Source organism: Candidatus Omnitrophota bacterium (genome assembly GCA_018894435.1).
Classification (GTDB): Bacteria; Omnitrophota; Gorgyraeia; order JAHIPI01; family JAHIPI01; genus JAHIPI01.
Genome location: JAHIPI010000020.1, coordinates 12,948 through 35,936, shown reverse-complemented (window position 1 = coordinate 35,936; position 22,989 = coordinate 12,948). Strand labels below are relative to the sequence as shown.

Genomic DNA, 22,989 nt, shown 5'->3' with positions numbered 1-22,989 from the left:
TTCTGTAGTTTTCTTCCGACAACTTGAGCTATTTTAAATCCGACTAATACTTGTATAAAAGCAATAACAATATCAGAAAAATCAGTTGTAAACAAATTTATTGCATCTTCTCCTAAAAAATTAAGAAAAGCTTTATTATTAATACTAATTTCTAAAACACGAAAAATGCTATTTGAAAGATATCCATTCCATGATACAAATACTATAAATGTCACAAATACTCCTATCAGCCAATATTTGTCTCTTCCTTTTAATGCTTTAAAAATGAGGTAACCGGCTGCACCGTAAGTTAATGATTCAATAATCAATGTACCAATATACCAGCCAATGATGGTTCCTAAATCCATTACAATCTCCTTCCTTATTTACCTTCCTTATCTTTATCCTTCTTTCTATGATGTTGCAAATCCTCGTCATCTATATCCGGTACGCCATCTTTATCAGAATCATCTTCCCAGTTTGGAACACCATCATTATCCCAATCGTCTAGAAAATCAGGTGTACCGTTTCCATCCATATCATTTTCTCCAGCTTCATCTATATCATCTGGTTCTAAAAATATGTCTTCTGGCGATAAAGGTGGTAAATCTTTTTTCAATAATTCTTCTATGGCTTTTTTTGCAGCCCCTGTGCCAAGTTTGTTTGCCGCTTTTTTCAGCGCCCATTTTACTGCTTTTTTAGCAGCACTGGTTATCGGACTTAAGCCATAGGGATCTATTTGATTTATTGGACTATTATTGCAATACCTGTAAAGATTCAAGTCCCCCATAAAATATCCTATTGGGTCAGTTTGCAGGAAGCAACCCAACTTTGGGTCATAGTACCTGGCTCTGTAGTAATAGAGGTTACTTTCCGGATCCCACTGGCGTGCTGTAAATCTATAGTAATTATCGACGACGCTGTCGTCATGCTTTAGGCCTGTCACGGGGTCATAAATCTTTGTTTTTCCGAAGGGACTATAGATATAGTGCTCAATGTGGCTGCCTGAGCTATTAGAAAGATCAGTTACGGACCCAAGTCCATCAAAGTGATAATAGCATATGTCAGCATCCTTTTCAAGTCTTATCGGTTCGTCAATGTTGGGCCCATAAATGTACTTGGCTATCAAGTTGTTCGAGCCGTCATACTCCGCAATTATGTTATCACTGTCATAGAGGTACTTGGTTATTACACCATCAACATTCTTCTCAATACGCCTTCCAAGGTAGTCATAGTTATAGATTGCTTCACTCGCCTCCGGCGAGTTCGCAATGACGCGTATAAGGCGATTTTCATAGTCATGGGCATAAGTAGTCTGCTCTGTTCTCCAGGCTACGCCCGTTAACGAGCCGTTATTGTCATAAGTGAAGGTCTTTTGTGCTGATGTATCAAGCGTAAGATTTATATAGTCTGATAATGTCCCCGAAGAATCAGTCGCTGCGGCTATCACAACATTGCTTCCGGAATTTAATGTTACATCTTCGGCTAAAAACCCCTCGCCTGAGATTTTGCCGTTAACGCTATTAACGGTAATGCTTGGGTTATCGCCTCTCGCTGTACCGCTTACGTCTATATTATGCTTGGTTTTGGCAATTGAAGCATATTGATTGAGGCCATTGGTCGTTAAAATGTAATCCCAGTGCTCGCCAAGCTCATCGGCATACTCTCTGTTACCCATAACGTCATATTCATAGTGTGCCATACGCATATCAGGATAGGTTACATCTGTAAGTTGGTAAGTCTTATCGTAGGTATATGTATGCGGGCCTTCGTTGGTGGTTATAGTCTTACGGTTACCTACCTTATCATAGGTATAATCGAATTGGGAAAATGCCGTTCCCGCCGGAAGCTTATTCTTCATAGATTTAATTCTGCTTAAGGCATTGTATTCATAATCAATGGATGCGCCGTTGAGATAGGTAAGCTCATGCCGCCTGTTTGTAAAACCATCATAGTCATAATGGGCTATCGCGTTGCCGCTGGAATCTTTTATATCAGTGAGGCGGTTCAGATTATCGTAGTGATAGGTAATATATGTGCTGTCGGGATATGTCAGTTTCTTGCGTAAGCTGTTATCGTAATACTCATAGGCGACGGTTTTGCTTTCAGGATAAGCAACATCTTTAAGGCGATTAAGCTTGTCATACGTCATAACTGTGGTACCAGTTGGCGACACTACATTTTTTAAATTATTTACTTTGTCATAGGTATAGTCGATTTGGGTTGCATTAGGATATATTTTATGTTCAAGGCGGTTTAAAGCGTCATATTGGTAGGTTATAGTCTGGTATTTCCTATCGCGCTTTGTGGCAACATTGCCGTTTCTATCATAGGTATAGGCAGCGCTTGTGCTGTCCGGATAAACTATAGTTTTAAACCTTTTAAGATAATCAAAGGTATAATATGTCTTCTTACTTGCCGCATCTTCCAAGTAAGCAAGACGGCCGAGTTTATCAAACTGCTTCTTTGTAACTCTATTTTCCGCATCTGTTGTAACAATAAGCCTTCTCTCTCCATCACCTGCTGTCTCTTTTATGTATAGGATATTTGTTATATTACCTTCCTGATCTTTTATGCGTATGAGGTCGGATTTAGCAAGATGGAGGTAGTTTTTATTGTCATAAGTGAGTTCTGTTGTATATTCAATGCCGAATTCGTCGTATTCGGTGACTTTTGTCTGGTTTCCGGCCCAGTCATATTTGTAGATGACGGTGTGATTTAAGGAGTCAGTTATAGTCTTTAGCTTATCATTCTTGTCATATGTATTTGATACGAAGATATTATTGCTTCCGTCTTTTATTTCTTTTAGGCTGTTATTTTCGTCGTAGGTGTAATTACGGGTTTTGCCTTCTTCGTCGGTTTCGCTTAAGAGGTTACCGACAATGCTATGCGCAAAGTTCTTTTCAATTACTAACGTTTCGGTATGACGTTTTATTTTCTTAGGATAGCCCCATGCGTCGTACTCGAACTCTGTTAGGTTCCCTTCGGCATCTGTAAGCGTCTTAATCTTGCCATATGGATAATACGTCATAACTGTGGTTTTGCCTAAAGGCTCGTGAATTTCTGTAAGTTTGCCGTTATCATAGATGTAGTTAACTTCATTGCCCTTGGGGTCTTTGGTATAGGTTACCAGGCTATAATCAGGACCATATTGAAGTATCGTGGGATAGGTTGCACCGTTTTCGGGGTCGATGATTTTTGTTACGTTGCCTTTATCGTCGTATTCATGCTTCGTTATTTTGCCATATTCTTCATCGAGTTGCGTTAAATTATAGTCTCCGTCCCAATAAAAAGTCTGCTCAGAGCCGAGATTATTCGCAATCCCCCAGAGCCCGCTACACATCGGGTAAAATGTATAGTACCATGTTTCATTGTCTTTATTAACAATGTGGGTTGTATCCCACCAGTATTCAAATGTTGTTACATTTAATTCCGGGTCCTTTTGCGTCTCTATTCTTGCATTATAGGTATAGTTGTATTCATATCTATTGCCTTCGCGATCTATATACGCTGAGCGCAGATTCATAACAGGGTCGTATTCGTAATGCTTTGAGTTCCCTCTTGGGTCTATTACTTGAACGAGATGGATACCGTTATAGATATATTGGTATTTGTAAATTCCTGTAGGGTCTTTTATCTCCTTCACCCTTCCATCGGGCCAGTATTCAAAAGTAAACTGGCGGCTAGTTGGGTCGATTACATATTTTAGACGCAATGCGCCGTAGATAGTCTCATAGGTTAGTGTTATGCGGTTTCCGAATCTGTCTTCGAGGTGCTGCAGAACCCCGTCCAGGTTAAAACGATAAATAGTGCCGTCTTTCTTATGCAACGTAAAACCTGTACCATCTTTGGTCAATGTATCGTGAACCCACGTCACGGGTGTATATGTACCGTCCGGATTTACCCTGAATATAAGCGACCTGCCGTCTTCTCTTACGAATCTTACGTCGCCGTTTTGGAATTTTTGGATATGAATTCCATAGTTAAATGACCAACCCCTGCCGAATGGTTCCTCCCGGTCGGGCGTATTGAAATCATAGAAATAGTCATCGGTACCGCTCTGGATTCTTACATTATCGAACTGGGCATAACAAAAACGAGCTTCAGCTGCTATAGGCCCGTTGACATATAATGGCGAAGGATCGGTATAATTAAACTCGAGATTATTGTTCACATAGATTTTTATATTGTTGCCGTTTGCTATTATCTTTACCGTATTCCAGTTGAGAGGATTGTAACTTGACGCTTTTTGCTGTTGGGTTGCCACGCCGTTTTGTTTCTTCGTGAATTCAAGTGTCCCATCTTTTTTGATAAGAAAATAGTACTTGTTGGCTTCGTCCTGATATCTAAAATTTAACCAAGCGGTTTCCCATTGTTCAGTACCAGCTTTAACTGTTTTTATATCTGCGGTAAGAGTAAGGTCTTCCCATGTATGAGTGGTAAATACTCTGTCGCCATAGCCGTTATATACGCCGTCTCTTACAGACCAGGGACCTGCGGCAATATCTGGTACCCATCCGTCGATATTGGATACGACCTGTGCATTATAAGTCCTTGATATCTCAAGCGGGATTAAACCTCTTGTTTCTATTAAAAAATCTGTCTCTTCGGAACAAAGGTCTCCGTTTCCTATTATTACAGGGTCCCCTGTCTTTCCATCGCTGCCCGGAGGTAGTCCGTCCGTATCGCATGGCGGGTTAGCACAGGGAGCACCTCCTGCCTGAGCTTCCATTTCCGCACCGGAAAGCGCAACTAAAGCTGCCTCTTCGCGACCTCCGCTAAGAGGCTCTACGGTGCTGCCTTCTTCTGCGGATGCGGCCAAAATTATGCCGTTAAGAGGTGCTTCGTTTGCCTGTTTTTTAGTCTGTATAAATAAGGCCTTGCCGTCCCACTGTTTCTTGAAGACGCTTATAGGCATGCTGCTTGATTTCGGGTAGCGTGAAGGATTATGAAGAGTAACTGTCCATTCCGATGCATCCTTAACACGTACATAAGTGCGGTTTTTGCTGAGCACAACAAGAACGCAGCCTTTTTGCGTCAGTTCCTTAAGTTTACCGACGTCTGTCTTTAGTCCTTGCACCACAAAGCCTTTTTTCTCCGCCGCCTTTTTAAGGCCCGAGAAAGAAGTGGCGCCTTTGTCGGTTTTTGCGGATTTTTCGATATCTTTTATGTTGGAGGACATATTGTTTTCAGAGCAGATTTCCTGAAGCAGCAAAGGGCCGGTGGTGGCAATCTTTTTTTCTCCCGCTGATACAATAGAACACAGCGATAAAATAAGACAAAAAGTTATGACTAGCGTAAGGGATCTATTTTTTATAATATGTTTTTTATCTATCGTTTTCGCATTCATGGCGATTTCCTTAAGTTTATGGTTTTGCGTATATTGTTATTCCGTCTTGAGGAGATAGTATCTCTATAAATAACTGCGACACAAATTCAGTATACGCGCCCATGAGCGTGCCGCCTTCACCGCCTGTCAAGGCAGGCGAAGTAGGCTCTAAATAAAAGTTATCACTAAGCGGATCTACAAATTCGGGATCGTCTTCAATATTTCCCTGAATACCGATTAAGTTAAACTGAACTGCTTCTGAATCAAGCCAGAAGTGATTGGTATTCTGATTGAAGAGGTTATTGTTTATATTAGCTTTGCGCTGGTCAAAAAGCACGCCGTCTTCATACGTGAAGAATATAGCAGAATTCATAGAGTTGTCAAAGATATTATTATAAATATGCGGATTCTCTTTATGCATGCGAAGGATTATGCCGTCTTTGTTATGATAGAATGTGTTATTTTTTATATTGCCGTTAATTGCGCCGCCGAAGGCCTGCGAGAAGTAATATATGCCACAGTCTGTGTCTTGAATAAGGTTACTTTCGACTTGCGGCGCTACATCGTCAGTGCCGTACATATTCCATATCTGTATACCTTTGCCGTAATATTGTAACGGCGGGTCATAGCCGCCTTCATAATTTATGAAGTCTAGGTCGGGTTTAATAATACAATTCTTTATAGTAAGGGGCGAGTTGACGGCGGTGATGCCTGCATCAGCCATAAGGTTTAAATCGACATAATTGGCATTGTTAAAGGAAAGCATTGTGCCTTTCCGGTAAAGAATTGAGAAGTTTTCTATTGTGCCTCCGACTTCTTCAGCTATAATCTCCCCTTTTATTATGACGGTCTCGTTATTATCGCCTTTCAGGGTAACATTATTTTTGAGGTGAACTATTTCGGGATAAACGCCTGCATAGACATATATTGTACCGCCTTCAGCGATATTAGCCATGGCATTCGTAATCGTATTATAATCTGGGCTCGGCCCGCCGACTTCAAGATATGTACCGCTGGGAGATTCTGTTATTGCAGCTTGCGCTGTATCTGAATCAGAATTGTTCGCTGCGTCGTAAACGGTAAGTGTGGCTGTGTAAATACCTGCGGATGCGTATGGATGCGTTACTATCACCCCTTCTTCAGCGGATGAGCCGTCTTCAAAATTCCATACATAGCGCGTTACGCCGACATTATCAGTTGAGCCGGAGCCGTCGAAGGTAATCAACTCACCTACATTTGCGAATTTATCCGGTCCGGCATTGGCTACTGGCGGCGTTGTGTCTTCTGTTGAACCCATTGTATATGAGTATGTCCTTGCGCTAGGATCGATATAATTCCCCGCCATGTCTTTTGCATTGCTGGACACAGTTACCGTGTGAGATGAACCGTCCTGCTGCGGACTTGTAGTCAGCCGGTAACTGAAATACGGCCCGCCCTGGTACTGGACGGACAAAACGTTAACTCCATTATTAATTGTAAAGTAAGACGGCGCCGCTATATTGTTCATTGCTTCGGTAAAAGCAATATCAACATGTTCATTATCAAATACCTGACAATATGCGGCGGTGACGCGCGGCGGGGAAACATCCATCAAGATGGTGTCGTGAACAATATTGCTTTCCTGCAGGGAGGAATTTCTTACTTTGCAGTAAACTGTACGTTCTCCGTCGTAGATGCTTGTGAAAGTATAAGTAACAGGATTAGGGTAGTCAATCCATTCGGCATCGTGGAAATCATTATATTCGGAAAGGAGCACCTGCGTGGATACTGGATCGAAATTAGAAATGCTAAGCATAATAAGAACATAATTGTTATTTACATACACCGTAGAGCCGGTATCGGGATCGCGCAAGGTGAATACATTTATAACGGGGGCGGCTGCTTCCGCGGCCTGCGCCAAAGCCACTATTATAAAAGTCGTAAGAAAGATACGAACAAAAAAGAGAGATAAAATCCTAGATTTAGCCACGTGGCACCTCTCTATTACTCCCTACAATATAGCTCCTTTTACATATAGAGTATACCATACTATATGGGTACTGTCAATTAAGGGCAAGAGGTTCCGGGGAACAAATTAAGTCATAACCTGATACATACGAATAAGATACAAAAAATAATCTGTGCCAAAAATAATAACCTATATCTAAATATTTGAACGACTAACACTCGCTTTGCAAAGTTTTCCTGAAATTGCTTAAAGAGCCGTATTGGAAATATATTCTAAAATAAAGGTGCTTTCCGCCGTTAAGCTTGGTAATTTCCTTGCGCGTGGGGTGGCGTCCGAGTTTCTGCACTAATTCCGCATATTCATCACGGATCTTCTTAAGAGTTACCTCATGATGCAGTTTAATAATGGAAATGCCATGCTTTCTAAAAGCCCAAGAGACTGCCTTTATGCCTACGCCGTAACGCTCGGCAAGCACCCTCAGGGAGAGGCATTTCATATATTCTTCTTTTAATTGTTCAATGGGGATGGATAATTTACGCTCTTCAGGGGAGGGTGTTGAAGTACCGGTAGCATCTTCTATCATTGATTTGGCGAGGCTTACAGGAATCTTGTGTTTTTTGGCTGTCTCTTCGAGATTTCCAAAGGCGATATAATCATTGTAAACTTGGCGAGCCAATAATTTGTACTCTTCAGATATGTTATCGCTATCTTCCACGTTGGGATTATACTAAAAATTGACCTCCTTTGCAAGATTTCCCTTACGAGATTAGAACTCTACTTTTAAGCCTGCCTTGGCCCCGAGCCCGAACGTTTCAGTGGTTGGGACGTCTGGACTCGAACCAGAATACCGAGACCCAAATTCTCGTGTCCTACCATTGGACGACATCCCAAAATAACTTCACGCCTTACCAGTTTTTAAAGATGGGAATGGTCTTTCAAAATCCATTTCAGCAATAAATCTGTAGACCTGATCTTTCCTTGCTAACCGTACATACCTATTACTAACCTGTGGTGAATATCCTAAGGACATCATCGTTAACCGTTGACAACGTCTACATGCGAATATATTCCCATCCCCTAACACGACACCGATAAGTTCAGCCAAGTTTTCGGACTGTTTCGGAAACACTCTGTGCTGAGTTCTTCTTCGCGATAAAGAAGAGAAAGCTGTGCGATTACTTGAAATATTTTTAAGTACACTAAGAGAGACCTTTAATTTTTTAGACAACTCTCCGAGCGTCGTAACATCATGCTGCTTAAGTAATTTCTTTAATCTGGGAATCATTAAAAACTCTCAAAAGCCACAAGATACCAGCCACCATTATCCCGCATACGTCGCTTCGCTTGACTATAATTCCAAATCCCCTTCAAAATCGTCTTCACGGGGAGGAGTCATTTTCTGAGACTCATATTTCGGAGCTGCCGGCGCTACGGGCGCGGCCGGCGCTGCCGGCGCTGCGGGCGCTATGGGCGCTGCCGGAGCGGCCGGCGTGGCCGGCGCGGCCTTGGGAAAATCTTTTCTCACCCTGGCGCCTTCGTAACTCTCCGGAGGCGTCGGGCTCTTTATCTCGTTTTTGTACGCGCTCAATACTTTATTCTGAATATATTCCCTGCATTCCTGGGTGATCGGATGGGCTATGTCCCTGTGGCCGGACTGCCTGCCGTTCTCGTCGGAAGTAGTTTCCAATTTTCGCTCGCCTCGCGGCGAAGCCGAGGGTTCGCCGCCCTGCGGGAGTGCCGCTCCGCACTGGTTGCAGAATCTGCTTCTTACGGCATTCTTGTAATTGCATTTTGGGCACGCCTCTCTAAGCTTCCTTGAAGGCATGGCTACGAAGAGGCCCTTATTGCCTTCTATGACCTTAACGTTCCTCACTACGAACGCGTTATCTATAGTTATCGTTGCGTAAGCTTTCAGCTTACGGTCTTCGCTTTCTCGCGGGAAAATCCTGACTTCTGTTATTTCCATCTTTTACTCCTGTGTTTAATCATTAGTCTCGTAATGTTTTCGCAACGAAAATACCCCAACCGTCTTTAGCGTCCTTCTCTAAAGATTTGCTGAATTCTTTCTCTAATATTTCTGCCTCCTTTCTGTTATCGGTTAAGACAAAAATAGTGGGACCGCTGCCGGTGACTTTCGCGGCATCAAATCCCATCTTTTTAAAGAAATCCTTTACCAGTGAAATATCCGTAACCTTTTTTGCTACAACCGGTTCCAGAGTGTTGTGTAGGCCGTTCTTTATGCCTTTTAAATCACTTTTCCTGATGGCGTGGATTATCATTTTAACATCGGGCCTTTGTCCTGTCAAGTTTAAACTTATATCATTATAGACATCTTTTGTAAGCACCTCTTTGGGTGGGGTTATTATAAGATGCCACATCTCCAAAGAGGACTTTATCGGGCTTATTTCATCGCCTCTGCCCAAGCCTAAGGCAAACGAGTAGTTAAAAATAAAAAAAGGGACATCTGCGCCGATTCTTTTCGCAATACCCCAAAGTTCATCTTCGCCCAATGTTAGCTTCCACAATTCATTAAGGCCCTTTAAGACGGTTGCCGCGTTGCTGGAACCCCCTCCGAGCCCCGCTGCTACAGGGATCTTCTTTTTAATATTTATCTTTACGCCGGCGGAGACGCCATAGGCCTCTTTCAGAATGATCGCGGCTTTATAGGCAAGATTGGTCTCGTCCTGGGGCATGTCTTTACTGTCGGATACAAGGATTATTTTATCGTCGGGAAGTGCGCTAAGGAGGATGGTGTCGCACAGGTCGATCTTTTCAAATACGGTCATTATATCGTGGTAACCGTCGCTTCGTTTTCCAAAAATATCCAGGAACAGATTGATCTTCGCCGGAGAATACAGTTCAATGTTTTTCATTTGATCTATCACAAGTTGTTATTGTATTTTATGGCCTTTTCATCGCTAAAGCACCTTCTGCCGCCCTTGCCACATCTTCAGCCAGAAGGTTGAAACATTTAAACAATTCCTGCGGGCTTCCTGACTGGCCGCAGCCCGCCATGCCTACCATCTTTACGGGAACCGGGTAGTTCTGAGAAAGGATCTCTGTAACAGCGCCGCCGAGGCCGCCGCGCATAGAGTGCTCTTCGGCAGTGACAAACGCTCCCGTCTCTTTTGCTGCTTTTAAAAGTATCGCTTCATCTATGGGCTTAATCGTGTGCATATTTATTACGCGCGCGTCTATCTTTTTTTGGGCCAATATCTCCGCGGCCTTCATCGCCTCAAAAAACATCTGGCCGCACGCCACTATGGTGATGTCCTTGCCGGGCCTGGCGAGTATACCTTTTCCTATCTCAAACGGATCGCTTTCTTCGGTAAGAATCGGCGAGGCGTTCCTGCCGAGCCTGATATAGACTGGCCCTTTCCATTCGGCCGCTTTTAGAGTCGCTCTTTTGGCTTCCGTAAAGTCCGACGGCACTATCATGGTCATATTGGGAAGGACCCGCATCAAAGTGATCTCTTCAAGCGCCTGATGGGTATAGCCGTCTTCTCCCACCGAAATACCGGCGTGCGTACCTACGATCTTGACGTTGAGATTCATATAATCGACCGACACCCTCACCTGGTCCCATGCCCTGCCGGCCGCGAATACTCCGAAAGTAGCCGCGTAGGCTATTTTGCCGGAAAGGGCAAATCCTGCCGCGGCGCTTATCATATTCTGTTCGGCTACGCCGAAAGAAAAGAACCTGTCGGGAAATTCCTTCTTGAACCAATGCGCCCTTACGGAATCGGTAAGATCGGCGCTCAAAACAACGATGTTTTTATTCGCTTTGCCGAGCTCGACCAAGCCCTTCCCGAAACCGTTTCTGGTAGAATCCAGTTTTAGTTCGCCCTTAACGCTTAGCATTACTCCAACTCCTTTAACGCCCTGTCGAGTTCCTCTTTTTTAGGCGCTATGCCGTGCCACTCCGCTTTATGTTCCACGAAAGATACGCCTTTTCCTTTTACGGTATGCGCCAAAATAACCGTGGGCTTCGCCTTTTTTCGCTCGGCCGAGTCGAGTGAGTCCATAAGTTCTTTTATATTATGGCCGTCGCACTCAAGAACATTCCATCCGAATGAAGCCCATTTATCCTTTAGAGGGCCCATATCCATAACTTCCTCGCAGGGGCCGTCTATCTGTAATTTATTATGATCGACAATACCGCATAGATTATCAAGCTTATAATGAGCGGCACTAGCCGCGGCTTCCCATATCTGGCCTTCGTTCAGTTCGCCGTCACCCATGACGCAGTAAACTCTTGTATCCTTTTTATCAAGCCGCGCCGCCAGCGCCATTCCTATGGCTATGGAAAGCCCCTGACCCAAAGAACCCGTCGACGCTTCTATGCCGGGAAGTCCGAGCTGCGGGTGTCCCTGAAGGCGCGTCCCGAATTTTCTAAGTGTCATCAATTCTGTCTTTGGAAAATAACCGCATTCGGCCAAAACAGCGTACAGTGTCGGGCAGGCATGCCCTTTAGAAAGGACCAGCCGGTCGCGCCCCTGCCAGCCGGGATTTTTGGGATCGTGCCTCATCTTGCAATAGTAAAGGCTTATTATTATCTCTACGACGGACAAAGAGCCCCCCGTATGGCCTGAACTTGCCTCGGTAAGCATCTTTAATACCGTTCTTCTTATCTCTTTTGCTTTTTTGTTTAATTCATCTATTGAAGGTCTTTGCATTATTCGGCCTGTCGTATTTTCTCAGTTACTTCCTTCTGTGTATTATCTAACTCAAAAGACTTCTTCCATTCTATAATGGCTTTATCCTTCATGCCTTTTTTGTAATAGGCGTCGCCTAAATGATCACGTATAGTGGCATCGTCGCCCATCAGGGCGGCTGCCCTCAAAAGTTCCAAAAGCGCCTCGTCAATTAGGCCCTTATTATAATACGCCCAGCCGAGTGAGTCTACATACGCGCCGTTTTCCGGGTCCAGATCTAGCGCTTTCTTTATAAGAGTTACCGACTCGTCGAAATTTTCACCTCGTTCGGCAAACATGTACCCCAGATAATTACATGCCTCGGCGTTATTCGGTTCTATTTCCAGGGTCTTTCTGAAGGCCGCTATCGCCTCTTCGGCTTGCCCGGCTCTTTCGTAAGCCGTACCTAAGAAGAAATTTGCTTTTGGATTATTGGGGTCTTCCTTCAAAATCTTTTTATATTCTTCTATCGCCTCATCATATTTTTTATCGAGCGCAAGGGCATAACCCAGGGCGATCTGTACTTCCTTTTTTTTGGCAACTTCCTTCGTCAATGCGTCTTTTAAAATGGCTATGCCTTTTTCGTTATTCTTTTCTCTTATATACACGTAAGCCAGGTCTATGTATGAATTGCCGTCTCTCGGATCCAGCGTTATCAGGATTTCATAATTGCGTACGGCATCATCTATCCTGCCTGCTTCATAGTATATTTCGGCTATGTGCCTGTATATCTTTCTGTTTAAAGGGTCTATCTTAAGCGCTTCTTCATAAAACTTCAGCGCGTTTTGATAATCCTTCTTCGTTTCATATAAAACACCGATAGCAAGATATGCTTCTATATAATCCGGTTCCGCTTCCAATGCCTTTTTGAAACTTTCTATTGCTCGCTCGGTATTTTCTAATTTTGAATATATTATGCCGAGATTAAAATAGATTACAGGCACCGTGCCTTCTTTTGTCTTTAAGAGCTTTTCATATATGTCGGCGGCTTCGAGCAATTTTTCTTCTATGACATACAAATCAGCCAAAGAGTTTAGGGCTTTAAGGTTCCCCGGGTCCTTTTCCACTATACTTCTATATTCGACGGCTGCTTCATCGAATTTGCGCAGTGTTGTATAAGTAAGCGCCTTTAAAAATTTTACCTGAAGGTTATCCGGGTCCAGCCTCTCGGCCTCGTCAAATTCCTTAAAGGCCTCGTCCGGATTTTTCGATATAAGCATATCGGCGCCTAAGCGTATGTGAAAGAGCGGCTCGTGGGGATCGTATTTTATCGCTTCTTTGTATTCGGCGATCGCTTTTTCTAATTTCTCCTCGTGGTCATAAATAATGCCCATTGAATAATGGGCAAGCGCCTGGGAAAAATTATCGTTTTTCTCAAGTCGGATCTTTTGTATCCAGTCGTCAAGCTTCGCCTCTTTATCCGCTAAGAGCACTCTGCACGCCAAAATCAAAAATAAAGCGGCTATCGACAGTTTATATATCTTGTTCAACACTTGTTAGACTTTCTTCTTACACCAGTCTCTTTTTATGTCTGTCTCTTCTTAGTCTCTTCTTCCTTTTATGTTTCGCCATTTTTTTGCGCTTTCTTTTTCTTCCGCAAGGCATGTTTGTGACCCTCCTATTCAATAACTTTGTTCAGCGGGTACTCAACGATCCCCTGAGCGCCGGCCTTTTTCAATTCTGGTATTAAAACCCTGACGATTTTCTCTTCTATAACCGTATCGACGTCGCACCACTCATCGTCGCTGAGGTTTGCGACTGTAGGCCTCATCAAAGCGGGAAGCACCTTAAGCACTTTCGCGAGGTCGTTCTTTTTTACATTCATCTTAAGGCCGACCATTCCTTCGGACTTGAGGGCGCCTTTTAAGAGAAGCGCTATATTTTCTATCTTCTCGCGTTTCGTTTTGTCTTCGTACGAAATTTTATTGGCAATAAGTTTGGTGACCGATTCCGCGATGGTCTCTACTATCTTAAGCTTGTTTGCCCTGAGGCTGGAACCTGTCTCGGTAAGTTCGACTATCGCGTCAACGAGGCCCGTTGTCACTTTTGCCTCGGTAGCGCCCCAGCTGAATTCGACAAGAGCGGTAACTTTGTTCTCTTTGAGATATTTTTTTGTGACGCTGACAAGTTCCGTGGCTATCCTTTTACCTTCCAGGTCTTTGACCGATCTTATTTTTGAGTCTTCGGACACTGCCAGGACCCAACGCACTTTCCGAAGACCGCTTTTGGCATAAAGGAGGTCCGCGACCTCTTTTACGTCGGAGCTGTTCTCGAGGACCCAGTCACCGCCCGTTATTCCGCAGTCAAGGACACCTGCTTCCACGTATTTGGACATCTCCTGCGCCCTTAGCATAATCAATTCTATTTCCTCATCGTCTATCGTGGGAAAATAGGAGCGCTCGCTTACCGATATCTTAAAGCCGGCTTTGTCGAACATCTTTATGGTGGATTCCTGAAGGCTGCCTTTAGGAATGCCTAATTTCAATTTTACGGGGTTCATAGAATTTCCTTTAGTATCTTATTCGATTTATTTATAGTACAGATTTATTTTATAGGAACAATGCCAAAATGTCAAGCAATTAGGTCTTGGCTCTTTTGGAATAGGCATAGACCATAGCCGCCCTTTCCGCTGCCAGGGTCCGCAAAAACGCCTCTTTTATATTCTTGCCAACGGTAAGGAGGCCGTGCTTTTTTAGCATAACAATGTTGTGTTTCGCAATAGCCCTTCCTACAGCCATTCCCAGCTCTTTTGTTCCCGGCTTTATGCAAGGGATCCTTGCGATACCGCCTTTTAAGTGTATTTTTGCCTCATACGATACACGCTCAAGCCTGACCGCAGCTATTCCCAAAGCTGTTATAAAGACAGGGTGGGTATGGACGACAGCGCCTACATCTTTGCGCGCCTTATAGCAGGCCAGATGCATATGTATTTCGGTGCTCGGAACGCCATTTTTACAAAGCGGCTTCCCTGTCTTTATATCTATAGGAATATAATCCGCCTGCTTTTTAGAGGCAAGCGTTGCGCCTCTTACCTTTATATATATAACACTGCCGGCTTTCGCGCTTATGTTGCCGCCCTCGCCGATGACAAGGCCGCAATCCTCTATTTTTCTTCCTATCTTAATCAGGTCTTTTATCAATTTTTTGCTCACTGCCATTACTCCTATTCTTAACATTATAACATGGACGAGACTGCTTTTAAAGACAATAAGGCTTGCTAAATCTTTACTTCTTGCTTATAATATGGGGTATAATTTTAACTCAAAGGTTACAACATGCTAAAATATCTGCGAAATAAGGAAACAGCGAAGAAGATATTAATAGGGCTTGCTATCATAATAATACCCGCCTTTGTGCTTTGGGGAGCAGGCTCCAGTGGAAGGGGCGGGTCCGGCCCTTCTTCCGCCGGCATATTATTCGGTAAGAAGGTCCCTTTGCAGGAGTACGGCCAGAATTGGCGCGCCGTAAAGAACGAGGCCATGATGCGATACCCCAATTTCGCCGATATATACGAACAGCTGGACCTCGAGAACCAGGCGTGGGACAGGCTTATACTTATCAGAGAGGCGGCTAAAGAACGCATAAAAGTCACGGATGACGACGTTATAAATACTATACGAAGTTTTCCGTTCCTTTTAAGGGGCGACAAGTTTGACACGGACGCCTATGAACGTTTATTGAAAAATGTCTTCCAGGTATCCCCGAGAGATTACGAAGAAGACATTCGCAACTCTCTGGGAATAGCCAAATTAATCAATAACGTCACAAAAGACATAAAAGTAACAGACGATGAGCTTCTAAAAAGATACGAGGAAGAGAACGAAAAGATAAAGATCAACTATGTCCTTGAATCATCGAAAAACTTTGCCGATAAAGTCGATATCTCCGAGGAAGAAATAGAAGAATATTACAAAAATAATTCGCAGGAATTCAAGATGCCGGCGCGTGTCAATATAGAGTATATAGAATTCAGGTATACTGATTACCTCGGCGGAATAGAAATGGACGACGAAAACCTCAAGCAGTACTACGACCTCCATAAAAAAGAGTTTGAACACACAGAAAGCGTCCACGCGCGGCATATATTGGTAGAGGATCCCGATAAGGCCGCCGAGATACTAAAGAAGCTGAAGGGCGGGTTAGATTTTCAAAAGGCGGCGAACGAATATTCCAAAGACTCCACAAAAGAAAACGGCGGCGACCTAGGGTTTTTTGAAAAAGGAAAGATGATACCCGATTTTGAAAAAGCCGCATTTTCCCTGAACCCCGGCGAGATAAGCGGCATCGTAAAAACCCAGTTCGGATATCATATAATAAAAGTTGAGGGAAAAAGGCCGTCTTACACTGAGACATTTGAAGAAGCGAAAGAAAAGATAAGCCAAAGACTGACGACCGAACGCGCGAAAGCAAAATCATATACCGAAGCCTTTAGAGCGAGGGGCGCCATAGAAGAAGGGTCCGCCTTTGAAAAAGCCGCCCAAGATTATAAAAAACCGCTAAAGAAGACCGGTTATTTTTCGAAGCAGGAGATCATACCCGGCATAGGCTGGAATCCGGTCTTAGTAAAAACGGCTTTTAATTTAAAGGAAGGCGAGGTAGGGCCTTTGATTTCGCCGGATAGCGTAAAATCGGATACAAATTATATAATCCGGCTCGTGGATAAAGAAGAGCCTGGTATCCCTCCTCTTTCAGAAGTGACGGAGGAGATAAGAGAAAGGGTAAAACTGGCTAAGATTAACGCGCTGGCAAAAGAAAGCATGCAAAAATACGAGAGCGTCATAAAAGAAAAAATGGAAAAGGGCGCTTTTTTTAAAGATGCGGCCGCGTCGCTTGGCCTAAAACCAAAGGAATCGGAATATATAACGCGCGCGGATTACATAAGAGATATAGGCCCGGCAACAGTTATAAAGGAAGTGTTCGATTATAATGTAGGTGAGGTAAGCCCTGTGATTTCCGCTCCGGGGGGCGCCTGCATAGCGCAACTGGCGGACTTAGAGCCCATTGATATGGCAAAATTCGAGGAAATAAAGGAAGAGTTCGCGAAGCAATATCTAGAGATAAAGAAAGCTCAAATTCTTGATGCCTGGTTCAGCGGCCTCAAAGCAAAAGCAAATTTAGTCACTAATCTACAGTAATATTTTTTATGTTTCTTTGCAATTAATAACTGCCACGATAAGATATGTAATATATATCGCCGCATAAATCCAGCCCATTCCCGGTATTTCCTTTAAAAATAGGGCCGCCATAGCGCCTAAAAGAGTGCTTAGGGTAACCGCGTATATACCTATTGCAAAGATCTGGCTATAAGCGAGCTGCACTTTATTGATCGCCGCGGCAAAAACCGTTATAAGGCTGAATATGACTGTCTGCAGAAGGCGCGCCAGGATCATATATATATAAATACCCAGCAGCATAAAAGGAAATATTATCCAGATCGCGTTCTTTTTGATGCCATTCATGAAATTTTCGTCTATCCTGAGCGATTTGACATCCGCGAGGCTGTAAATCTCTGTTTTTACCTCGCTTTCTTTGTAGATCACCTTATCTTTCATGAGAAGCACGCCCTTTGCGTACCCATCTAACGACGCTGTCTTTCCCGTCGTATCAAGTATGACCGCAAAGTCCTGTTCCGCTATTTTAAACGGTTGTTCGGCGTTTACGCTCGCGACGCCGTTCTGGACCTCGATCACCGGCAGGTTCTCTTTCATCCAATCCATTGCCACATTCAGCCCCGCGCCCAATACAAAACTATAGCGTATGCTCAATATTAAGCTTACCAATAAAATAAGGGATAATATGTATTTGAATGCCTTGCCGGCCGAAAAATTTTTGACTACCTTGTAAAATTTAAAGTCGCTTATCGCCTTCCATATCTCTCCGAAAAATGTCTTCATAGTTTCCTCCTACTTGGCGCTAACCCGGCAAATCTAACCAGGTTAGAATTGCCGGGTTACACGTTACCCAAATACACGTATTTTAATTTTTTATCGGCTATCTCTTTCGCTCGCTCCAGCGTCTCCACCGGCGTCGGAGGAAGCTTCATCTTATGACACGGGAAATACCTTGAAAAATGCAGCGGCGTCTCGGCCCCGAGATTGACATAGACCCAATCCACCAATCCCCCAATATTTTTTTCGGAATCGTTCAGAGTGGGTATTATGAGATTCGTAATCTCTATGTGCACGCCCTTTTCTTTGGCTATTTTTGTATTCTCCAGCACCGGTTCGAGTTTACCGAGGCAGTGTTCCTTATAAAACTTTTCTTCTATGGACTTTATGTCGATATTCATAGCGCCTATATAAGGAAGTATCTCGTACAGCGGCTCTTTATGTACGTAGCCGTTTGTCACAAGGACATTTTCAAGGCCGTTTTTCTTCGCGAACTCGGCGCATTCTAAAACAAATTCAAACCATATAAAAGGTTCGTTATATGTATATGCTATGCCAAAGGAGCCGAGTTCCTTGGCTCTCCGTACGGCCTCTTCTTTAGTCATCTCATACGTAGAGGCGTTTTCGCCTTGCGCGATGGGCCAGTTCTGGCACCACGGACAAGCGAAATTACATCCTTTGGTCCCGAGAGAGAGTATGTATTCGCCGCGATGATAATGATAGAGCGGCTTTTTTTCAATAGGATCCAGCGCTATAGAAGTGGCCCTTTTGTACACTTCAGTGTAGAGCGTATTAGCCTTATTGACCCTCACTTTGCACATGCCTTTTTTACCGTCGGCTATAAGGCAATCATTCGGGCAAAGTTCGCAGCGTATCTTATCGCGTTCCAGTTTATAGTAAAGGGCTTCTTTCATACTCTTGGCGTTCACTTCAAAAGCTGCTTCAACTCTCTCATAAACTGATTTATATCTTTGAACTGCCTGTATACGGAAGCGAATCTTACATATGCCACCTGGTCCATGGCGTGAAGCTGCTTCATCGCAAACTCCCCTATGACAGAGGCCTTTACTTCCTTTTCAAAGTTCTTCTGCATCTGCATCTCTATCGCGTCAGCCAGCTTTTCAAGCTGCTCTACGCTGACCGGGCGTTTTTCGCACGCCTTTGTGAGGCCAGAGAGGATTTTATTCCTGTCAAAGGGTTCGCGCCTTGAGTCTTTTTTGATCACCATGAGCGGCATCTCTTCTACGTGCTCGTAAGTAGTGAAGCGCTTGCGGCATTTCAGGCATTCGCGCCTGCGTCTTATGTGCTTACTGTTATTTGAGGAACGCGAATCTATTACCTTGTCCCTATTTGTGCCGCAATACGGGCATTTCATGACTTTGCCTTCCTCACCGAAACCCCCGCTTCCTTGAAAAAGTCCATGGACATCTTGTCGGGATATCCGTCGGAGATTACTATTTCTTTTATGCCGGCGTTTATAAGCATCTTGGCGCAGATTATACACGGCTGGTTTGTGCAGTACAATACGCTGTCTTTTACGCTAATGCCGTGAAGCGACGCCTGAAGAAGCGCGTTTTGCTCCCCATGCAAGCCGCGGCATAATTCGTGGCGCTCGCCCGAAGGTATCTTTAGTTTCTCTCTTAAGCATCCTATCTCAAAACAGTGCGGCAGGCCTTTCGGCGTGCCGTTATAACCTGTGGCAAGGATCCTTTTATCCTTCACTATCAGCGCGCCCACCTGCCGCCTGAGGCACGTGGAACGGCTGGAAATTAAAGTCGCTATCTCGATAAAATATTTGTCCCAGCTCGGCCGTTTTCTTTTTTTCGCCATCTTACACCTTATAAAGCGGAAATGCTTTTAGCATCTCTTTCACTTCGTTCTTCACCGATTCTATTATTTTCCCGTCGGATATATTGGCCACAACCTTGTCTATGAGTTCTGCTATATTCTTCATCTCTTTTTCCTTCATGCCGCGTGTCGTCATAGCCGGCGTGCCCAATCTTATGCCGCTTGTCACCGTGGGTTTTGCCGTATCAAACGGAATGAGATTTTTGTTTACGGTTATCGCGGCTTTATCCAGCGCGGCGGTGGCATCTTTGCCGCTCACACCTTTATTTGTAAGATCGACCAGCATAAGGTGGTTATCTGTACCCCCTGAAACTATCCTGTAAGTTTTGGCCTCGAGCGCCTCCGCAAGCGCTTTTGCGTTCTTAATAACCTGCTCCTGATATTTCTTAAACTCCGGCAGGAGCGCTTCTTTGAACGCAACCGCTTTTGCCGCCACAACGTGCATAAGCGGCCCGCCCTGCAATCCCGGAAAGACCGCCATATCTATTCCTTTTGCAAATTCTTTTCTGCACATTACAAAACCGCTCCTGGGGCCGCGCAGTGTCTTGTGCGTCGTCGAGGTCACGAATTCGGAGACGGGTACCGGCGTAGGATGAAGGCCCGTAGCCACAAGGCCCGCTATATGCGCTATATCCACCATGAGGTAGGCGCCCACTTCATCGCATATCTCCCTGAACTTATTAAAATCCAAGGTGCGCGGATACGCCGATGCGCCGGCCAGAATCAATTTCGGCTTGTGCGCTCTTGCCTTTTCCCTTATCTCGTCATAATCGATCGTTTCTGTTTTTTTGTCGACGCCGTATGGGACTATGGTAAAGTACTTGCCCGAAAAATTATGCTTGTGGCCGTGGCTAAGATGGCCGCCGCAGGCCAGATCCATCGCAAGTATTGTGTCGCCCACTTTCAAGACAGAATAATAGACGGCCATATTGGCGGTAGTGCCTGAATGCGGCTGCACATTTACGTGCTCGGAGCCGAAAAGTTTCTTTGCCCTGTCTATCGCCAGTTTTTCCACGACATCTACGTATTCGCAGCCGCCGTACCAGCGGGCATCCGGATAACCTTCGGCATATTTATTGGTCATGGTCGAGCCCTGGGCCTCAAGGACAGCTACGCTCGTGAAATTCTCGCTGGCTATAAGCTCAATATTGCCGTTCTCGCGTTTTGTCTCGTTAGTTACCGCTTCATAAACTTCGGGGTCTATTTTTTTAAGTTCTTCGAACATCGGCGCGCCCTCCGGTAATGCTTATTTACACCTTCTTCGCATCTTTTGTTCAATCTGTTTTATCTGCTTTACTCTGGTAAAATGGCGGCCGCCTTCAAAATCCGCTGAAAGCCACACATCCAGGATCTTTTTTGCCTTAGATATCGTCATAGATTTTCCGGAGAATATCGCTATATTGGCATCGTTATGCTCCCTGCTCAAACGCGCATTCTCCGAATCTGTAAGAAACGCCGCTCGTATCCCGTTCACTTTATTAGCCGCAATGCACATCCCTATGCCGCTTTTGCAGATCAATATACCCCTCTCAAATTCCCCCGCCATGACTGCCGAGGCCACTTTATACGCCACCGGGGGATAATCGCATCTTGCCTCGTTTTTTGTGCCGAAATCCTTGACTTTGTAGTGCCAAGCTGTCAGAAAATCTATTATGTCTTTTTTGAGCCCAAACCCGCCGTGATCAGAGCCGACGGCTATTGCCATTTTATAGGGCATCTCTTTTCTAGATTTCATTCAATATCCTTTCCACCGATTCTTTTATAACGTCGAATGTCTTTTTGTAAAAATCCATGTCTTTTCCTATTGGGTCCGGTATATTGGGATCGCGCGATAATTTAAAATCGCCGATTTTTTGAAAATCTTTTAAAAGATATATCTTCTTTGCGGCCGACGGGTCTTTCTTTAATATATAGATTCTTTGCAAATCCTCCATTACAAATATAAGATCGGCTTCGCGTGTCTCCAGCTCGGTAAGACGGCGCGCCCTGTGCTCTAATAGATCGGCGCCTTCTTTCTTCACGACTTCTCGCGCCTCGTCGGTGGCGCTCATGCCCGGATGCGGCGCAATACCCGCCGAGGAAATTGTTATGCCTTCTTTTCCTGCATCCTTAAGCCTTTTTTTAAGATATGCCTCTGCCATAGCGCTTCGGCAGCTGTTCCCCGTACATACAAAGAGGATCTTCAATCTTTAAACCCCTTCTATCTCAGCTTTTTTGACCGCGCCTTCCCTCAATATCTTATAAGGTTCCGCGGAAACATCTAAGACCGTTGATTCTACGCCTATTTCCGTTTTTCCCCCGTCCAGTATAAGCTCTATCTTTCCGTCAAGGCCTGAAAGGACTTCGGCGGCATCAGTTGGCGGCCTTTTGCCGGAGATATTGGCGCTGGGCGCCGCTATGGGGGTACCGCATGCGGCGATAAAATCCAACGCGACCTTATTGGACGGCATGCGCACACCGACTTTGGCGCCGTCTTTTGCCTTGAAAATAAGCGTCAAAGGCCCAGGCCAGAATTTTTTTATAAGCCGTCCAGCCTTTTCCGATATCTCGCACGACAGTTTATCAAGGATCCCTAAATCGGATATATGTACGGTAAATGGCTTGTTAGGCGGCCTCACTTTTACTTCGTAAAGCCTCTTTAAAGCGTTTTCGTTAAGATAATCGGCGCCCAACCCGTATACCGTCTCTGTCGGAAAAGCCACCAACCCGCCTTCTTTTATTACGGCGGCAGCTTTTTTTATAGCTTCTTTTCCGGACGTTCCGGCATCGACTTTAAGAACCTCTGTCTTTACCATATTCTCAGATCTTTTTGGCAAGGCCCTTATCTTTTATTCGCACAGAAGCACACATCTTCTTTTTGAATGCCGAGAGCTTCTTTTTTAAAAAAGAATCTTTTATGGCAAGGATCTCCGCGGCAAATATCGCCGCGTTTTTTGCGCCTGCTTCGCCGATGGCCATGGTGCCTACCGGAATGCCGCCCGGCATCTGCACTATGGACAAAAGCGAGTCGATGCCCTTTAGATCCTGCGTTCGTATGGGCACTCCTATAACCGGCAAGGTAGTATTCGCCGCTATTACGCCCGCAAGATGCGCAGCGCCGCCGGCTCCGGCGATTATCACCTTTATTCCGCGCCTCTGGGCGTGCTTCGCGAATCTTGTGGTATCGTCGGGCGAGCGGTGCGCGGAAAGGGCTCTTACCTCAAACGCCACCCCGAATTGCTTTAACAGATCCGCCGCATAATTCATAGTTGTGAGATCTGATGTACTGCCCATTACTATAGAAACGTCTATTTTTTTCATGTT

Annotated in this window: 21 protein-coding genes and 1 tRNA gene; 1 reads left to right on the top strand and 21 read right to left on the bottom strand. The window is 44.6% G+C overall.

From position 1 onward, the window contains the following. From KKI13_01610 to KKI13_01555, 12 genes are all read right to left on the bottom strand, one after another. Positions 1 to 347: hypothetical protein (locus KKI13_01610; protein MBU4487748.1), on the bottom strand; the 347-nt coding region annotated here is incomplete at its 3' end. Between the two features lie 14 nt (positions 348 to 361). Next, positions 362 to 5,329, bottom strand: coding sequence for a DUF1080 domain-containing protein (locus tag KKI13_01605; GenBank protein MBU4487747.1), 4,968 nt, complete (start codon positions 5,327 to 5,329; stop codon positions 362 to 364). Between the two features lie 16 nt (positions 5,330 to 5,345). Continuing rightward, on the bottom strand, positions 5,346 to 7,277 hold the full coding sequence (locus KKI13_01600) for a PKD domain-containing protein (protein MBU4487746.1): 1,932 nt from the start codon (positions 7,275 to 7,277) through the stop codon (positions 5,346 to 5,348). Between the two features lie 190 nt (positions 7,278 to 7,467). Continuing rightward, the gene (locus KKI13_01595) at positions 7,468 to 7,971 is read right to left on the bottom strand and encodes a hypothetical protein (GenBank protein ID MBU4487745.1); all 504 of its coding nucleotides are present in this window, start codon (positions 7,969 to 7,971) and stop codon (positions 7,468 to 7,470) included. A 101-nt stretch (positions 7,972 to 8,072) separates the two neighbouring features. Continuing rightward, positions 8,073 to 8,146: transfer RNA gene (locus KKI13_01590), tRNA-Gln, on the bottom strand. Between the two features lie 458 nt (positions 8,147 to 8,604). Beyond that, entirely contained in the window at positions 8,605 to 9,222 is a 618-nt protein-coding gene (locus tag KKI13_01585) for a septation protein SpoVG family protein (GenBank protein MBU4487744.1), read from the bottom strand. 22 nt (positions 9,223 to 9,244) lie between these two features. Beyond that, positions 9,245 to 10,129: a 4-(cytidine 5'-diphospho)-2-C-methyl-D-erythritol kinase gene (locus tag KKI13_01580; GenBank protein ID MBU4487743.1), complete on the bottom strand. Its 885-nt coding sequence runs from the start codon at positions 10,127 to 10,129 to the stop codon at positions 9,245 to 9,247. 28 nt (positions 10,130 to 10,157) lie between these two features. Beyond that, the gene (locus tag KKI13_01575; GenBank protein MBU4487742.1) at positions 10,158 to 11,117 is read right to left on the bottom strand and encodes a transketolase family protein; all 960 of its coding nucleotides are present in this window, start codon (positions 11,115 to 11,117) and stop codon (positions 10,158 to 10,160) included. Further along, positions 11,117 to 11,932 carry a transketolase gene (locus tag KKI13_01570; protein ID MBU4487741.1) on the bottom strand — a complete coding sequence of 272 codons (816 nt, stop codon included), beginning with the start codon at positions 11,930 to 11,932 and terminating at the stop codon, positions 11,117 to 11,119. Before KKI13_01570 ends, KKI13_01575 begins: the two co-directional genes overlap by 1 nt. Next, complete coding sequence (locus KKI13_01565; GenBank protein ID MBU4487740.1) at positions 11,932 to 13,440, bottom strand: tetratricopeptide repeat protein; 1,509 nt, start codon at positions 13,438 to 13,440, stop codon at positions 11,932 to 11,934. Before KKI13_01565 ends, KKI13_01570 begins: the two co-directional genes overlap by 1 nt. Before the next feature lie 128 nt (positions 13,441 to 13,568). Beyond that, positions 13,569 to 14,450 (bottom strand): ATP phosphoribosyltransferase, encoded by an 882-nt coding sequence (locus tag KKI13_01560; GenBank protein ID MBU4487739.1) that lies wholly within the window; start codon positions 14,448 to 14,450, stop codon positions 13,569 to 13,571. 79 nt (positions 14,451 to 14,529) lie between these two features. After that, positions 14,530 to 15,102: a class II aldolase/adducin family protein gene (locus tag KKI13_01555; GenBank protein ID MBU4487738.1), complete on the bottom strand. Its 573-nt coding sequence runs from the start codon at positions 15,100 to 15,102 to the stop codon at positions 14,530 to 14,532. 123 nt (positions 15,103 to 15,225) lie between these two features. Between KKI13_01555 and KKI13_01550 the strand changes: the two genes are divergently transcribed. Further along, complete coding sequence (locus KKI13_01550) at positions 15,226 to 17,085, top strand: peptidyl-prolyl cis-trans isomerase (GenBank protein ID MBU4487737.1); 1,860 nt, start codon at positions 15,226 to 15,228, stop codon at positions 17,083 to 17,085. Positions 17,086 to 17,091: 6 nt separating this feature from the next. Here the strand turns inward: KKI13_01550 and KKI13_01545 are convergent, their stop codons facing one another. From KKI13_01545 to purE, 9 genes are read right to left on the bottom strand one after another with little or no spacing between them, the layout of a single operon-like run. Next, on the bottom strand, positions 17,092 to 17,844 hold the full coding sequence (locus KKI13_01545) for a DUF1189 domain-containing protein (GenBank protein MBU4487736.1): 753 nt from the start codon (positions 17,842 to 17,844) through the stop codon (positions 17,092 to 17,094). Between the two features lie 56 nt (positions 17,845 to 17,900). After that, on the bottom strand, positions 17,901 to 18,752 hold the full coding sequence (gene amrS, locus KKI13_01540) for an AmmeMemoRadiSam system radical SAM enzyme (protein MBU4487735.1): 852 nt from the start codon (positions 18,750 to 18,752) through the stop codon (positions 17,901 to 17,903). 11 nt (positions 18,753 to 18,763) lie between these two features. Continuing rightward, positions 18,764 to 19,213 carry a transcriptional regulator NrdR gene (nrdR, locus tag KKI13_01535; protein ID MBU4487734.1) on the bottom strand — a complete coding sequence of 150 codons (450 nt, stop codon included), beginning with the start codon at positions 19,211 to 19,213 and terminating at the stop codon, positions 18,764 to 18,766. After that, positions 19,210 to 19,668: a cytidine/deoxycytidylate deaminase family protein gene (locus tag KKI13_01530; protein MBU4487733.1), complete on the bottom strand. Its 459-nt coding sequence runs from the start codon at positions 19,666 to 19,668 to the stop codon at positions 19,210 to 19,212. Before KKI13_01530 ends, nrdR begins: the two co-directional genes overlap by 4 nt. Position 19,669: 1 nt before the next feature. Continuing rightward, complete coding sequence (locus tag KKI13_01525; protein MBU4487732.1) at positions 19,670 to 20,911, bottom strand: serine hydroxymethyltransferase; 1,242 nt, start codon at positions 20,909 to 20,911, stop codon at positions 19,670 to 19,672. 21 nt (positions 20,912 to 20,932) lie between these two features. Then, positions 20,933 to 21,391 carry a ribose 5-phosphate isomerase B gene (rpiB, locus tag KKI13_01520; protein ID MBU4487731.1) on the bottom strand — a complete coding sequence of 153 codons (459 nt, stop codon included), beginning with the start codon at positions 21,389 to 21,391 and terminating at the stop codon, positions 20,933 to 20,935. Between the two features lie 19 nt (positions 21,392 to 21,410). Further along, positions 21,411 to 21,827: a hypothetical protein gene (locus KKI13_01515; protein MBU4487730.1), complete on the bottom strand. Its 417-nt coding sequence runs from the start codon at positions 21,825 to 21,827 to the stop codon at positions 21,411 to 21,413. A 48-nt stretch (positions 21,828 to 21,875) separates the two neighbouring features. Beyond that, the gene (locus KKI13_01510) at positions 21,876 to 22,481 is read right to left on the bottom strand and encodes a threonylcarbamoyl-AMP synthase (GenBank protein MBU4487729.1); all 606 of its coding nucleotides are present in this window, start codon (positions 22,479 to 22,481) and stop codon (positions 21,876 to 21,878) included. 4 nt (positions 22,482 to 22,485) lie between these two features. Then, positions 22,486 to 22,986 (bottom strand): 5-(carboxyamino)imidazole ribonucleotide mutase, encoded by a 501-nt coding sequence (gene purE / locus KKI13_01505; GenBank protein ID MBU4487728.1) that lies wholly within the window; start codon positions 22,984 to 22,986, stop codon positions 22,486 to 22,488. Positions 22,987 to 22,989 lie beyond the last annotated feature (3 nt).

Excerpts from the sequence above, each read along its gene's own strand:
- KKI13_01605 (MBU4487747.1), bottom strand. The coding sequence starts at position 5,329 with ATGAATGCGAAAACGATAGATAAAAAACATATTATAAAAAATAGATCC.
- KKI13_01585 (MBU4487744.1), bottom strand. The coding sequence starts at position 9,222 with ATGGAAATAACAGAAGTCAGGATTTTCCCGCGAGAAAGCGAAGACCGT.
- KKI13_01580 (MBU4487743.1), bottom strand. The coding sequence starts at position 10,129 with ATGAAAAACATTGAACTGTATTCTCCGGCGAAGATCAATCTGTTCCTG.
- KKI13_01575 (MBU4487742.1), bottom strand. The coding sequence starts at position 11,117 with ATGCTAAGCGTTAAGGGCGAACTAAAACTGGATTCTACCAGAAACGGT.
- KKI13_01570 (MBU4487741.1), bottom strand. The coding sequence starts at position 11,932 with ATGCAAAGACCTTCAATAGATGAATTAAACAAAAAAGCAAAAGAGATA.
- KKI13_01560 (MBU4487739.1), bottom strand. The coding sequence starts at position 14,450 with ATGAACCCCGTAAAATTGAAATTAGGCATTCCTAAAGGCAGCCTTCAG.
- KKI13_01550 (MBU4487737.1), top strand. The coding sequence starts at position 15,226 with ATGCTAAAATATCTGCGAAATAAGGAAACAGCGAAGAAGATATTAATA.
- KKI13_01545 (MBU4487736.1), bottom strand. The coding sequence starts at position 17,844 with ATGAAGACATTTTTCGGAGAGATATGGAAGGCGATAAGCGACTTTAAA.
- amrS (MBU4487735.1), bottom strand. The coding sequence starts at position 18,752 with ATGAAAGAAGCCCTTTACTATAAACTGGAACGCGATAAGATACGCTGC.
- nrdR (MBU4487734.1), bottom strand. The coding sequence starts at position 19,213 with ATGAAATGCCCGTATTGCGGCACAAATAGGGACAAGGTAATAGATTCG.
- KKI13_01530 (MBU4487733.1), bottom strand. The coding sequence starts at position 19,668 with ATGGCGAAAAAAAGAAAACGGCCGAGCTGGGACAAATATTTTATCGAG.
- KKI13_01525 (MBU4487732.1), bottom strand. The coding sequence starts at position 20,911 with ATGTTCGAAGAACTTAAAAAAATAGACCCCGAAGTTTATGAAGCGGTA.
- rpiB (MBU4487731.1), bottom strand. The coding sequence starts at position 21,391 with ATGGCAATAGCCGTCGGCTCTGATCACGGCGGGTTTGGGCTCAAAAAA.
- KKI13_01515 (MBU4487730.1), bottom strand. The coding sequence starts at position 21,827 with ATGGCAGAGGCATATCTTAAAAAAAGGCTTAAGGATGCAGGAAAAGAA.
- KKI13_01510 (MBU4487729.1), bottom strand. The coding sequence starts at position 22,481 with ATGGTAAAGACAGAGGTTCTTAAAGTCGATGCCGGAACGTCCGGAAAA.
- purE (MBU4487728.1), bottom strand. The coding sequence starts at position 22,986 with ATGAAAAAAATAGACGTTTCTATAGTAATGGGCAGTACATCAGATCTC.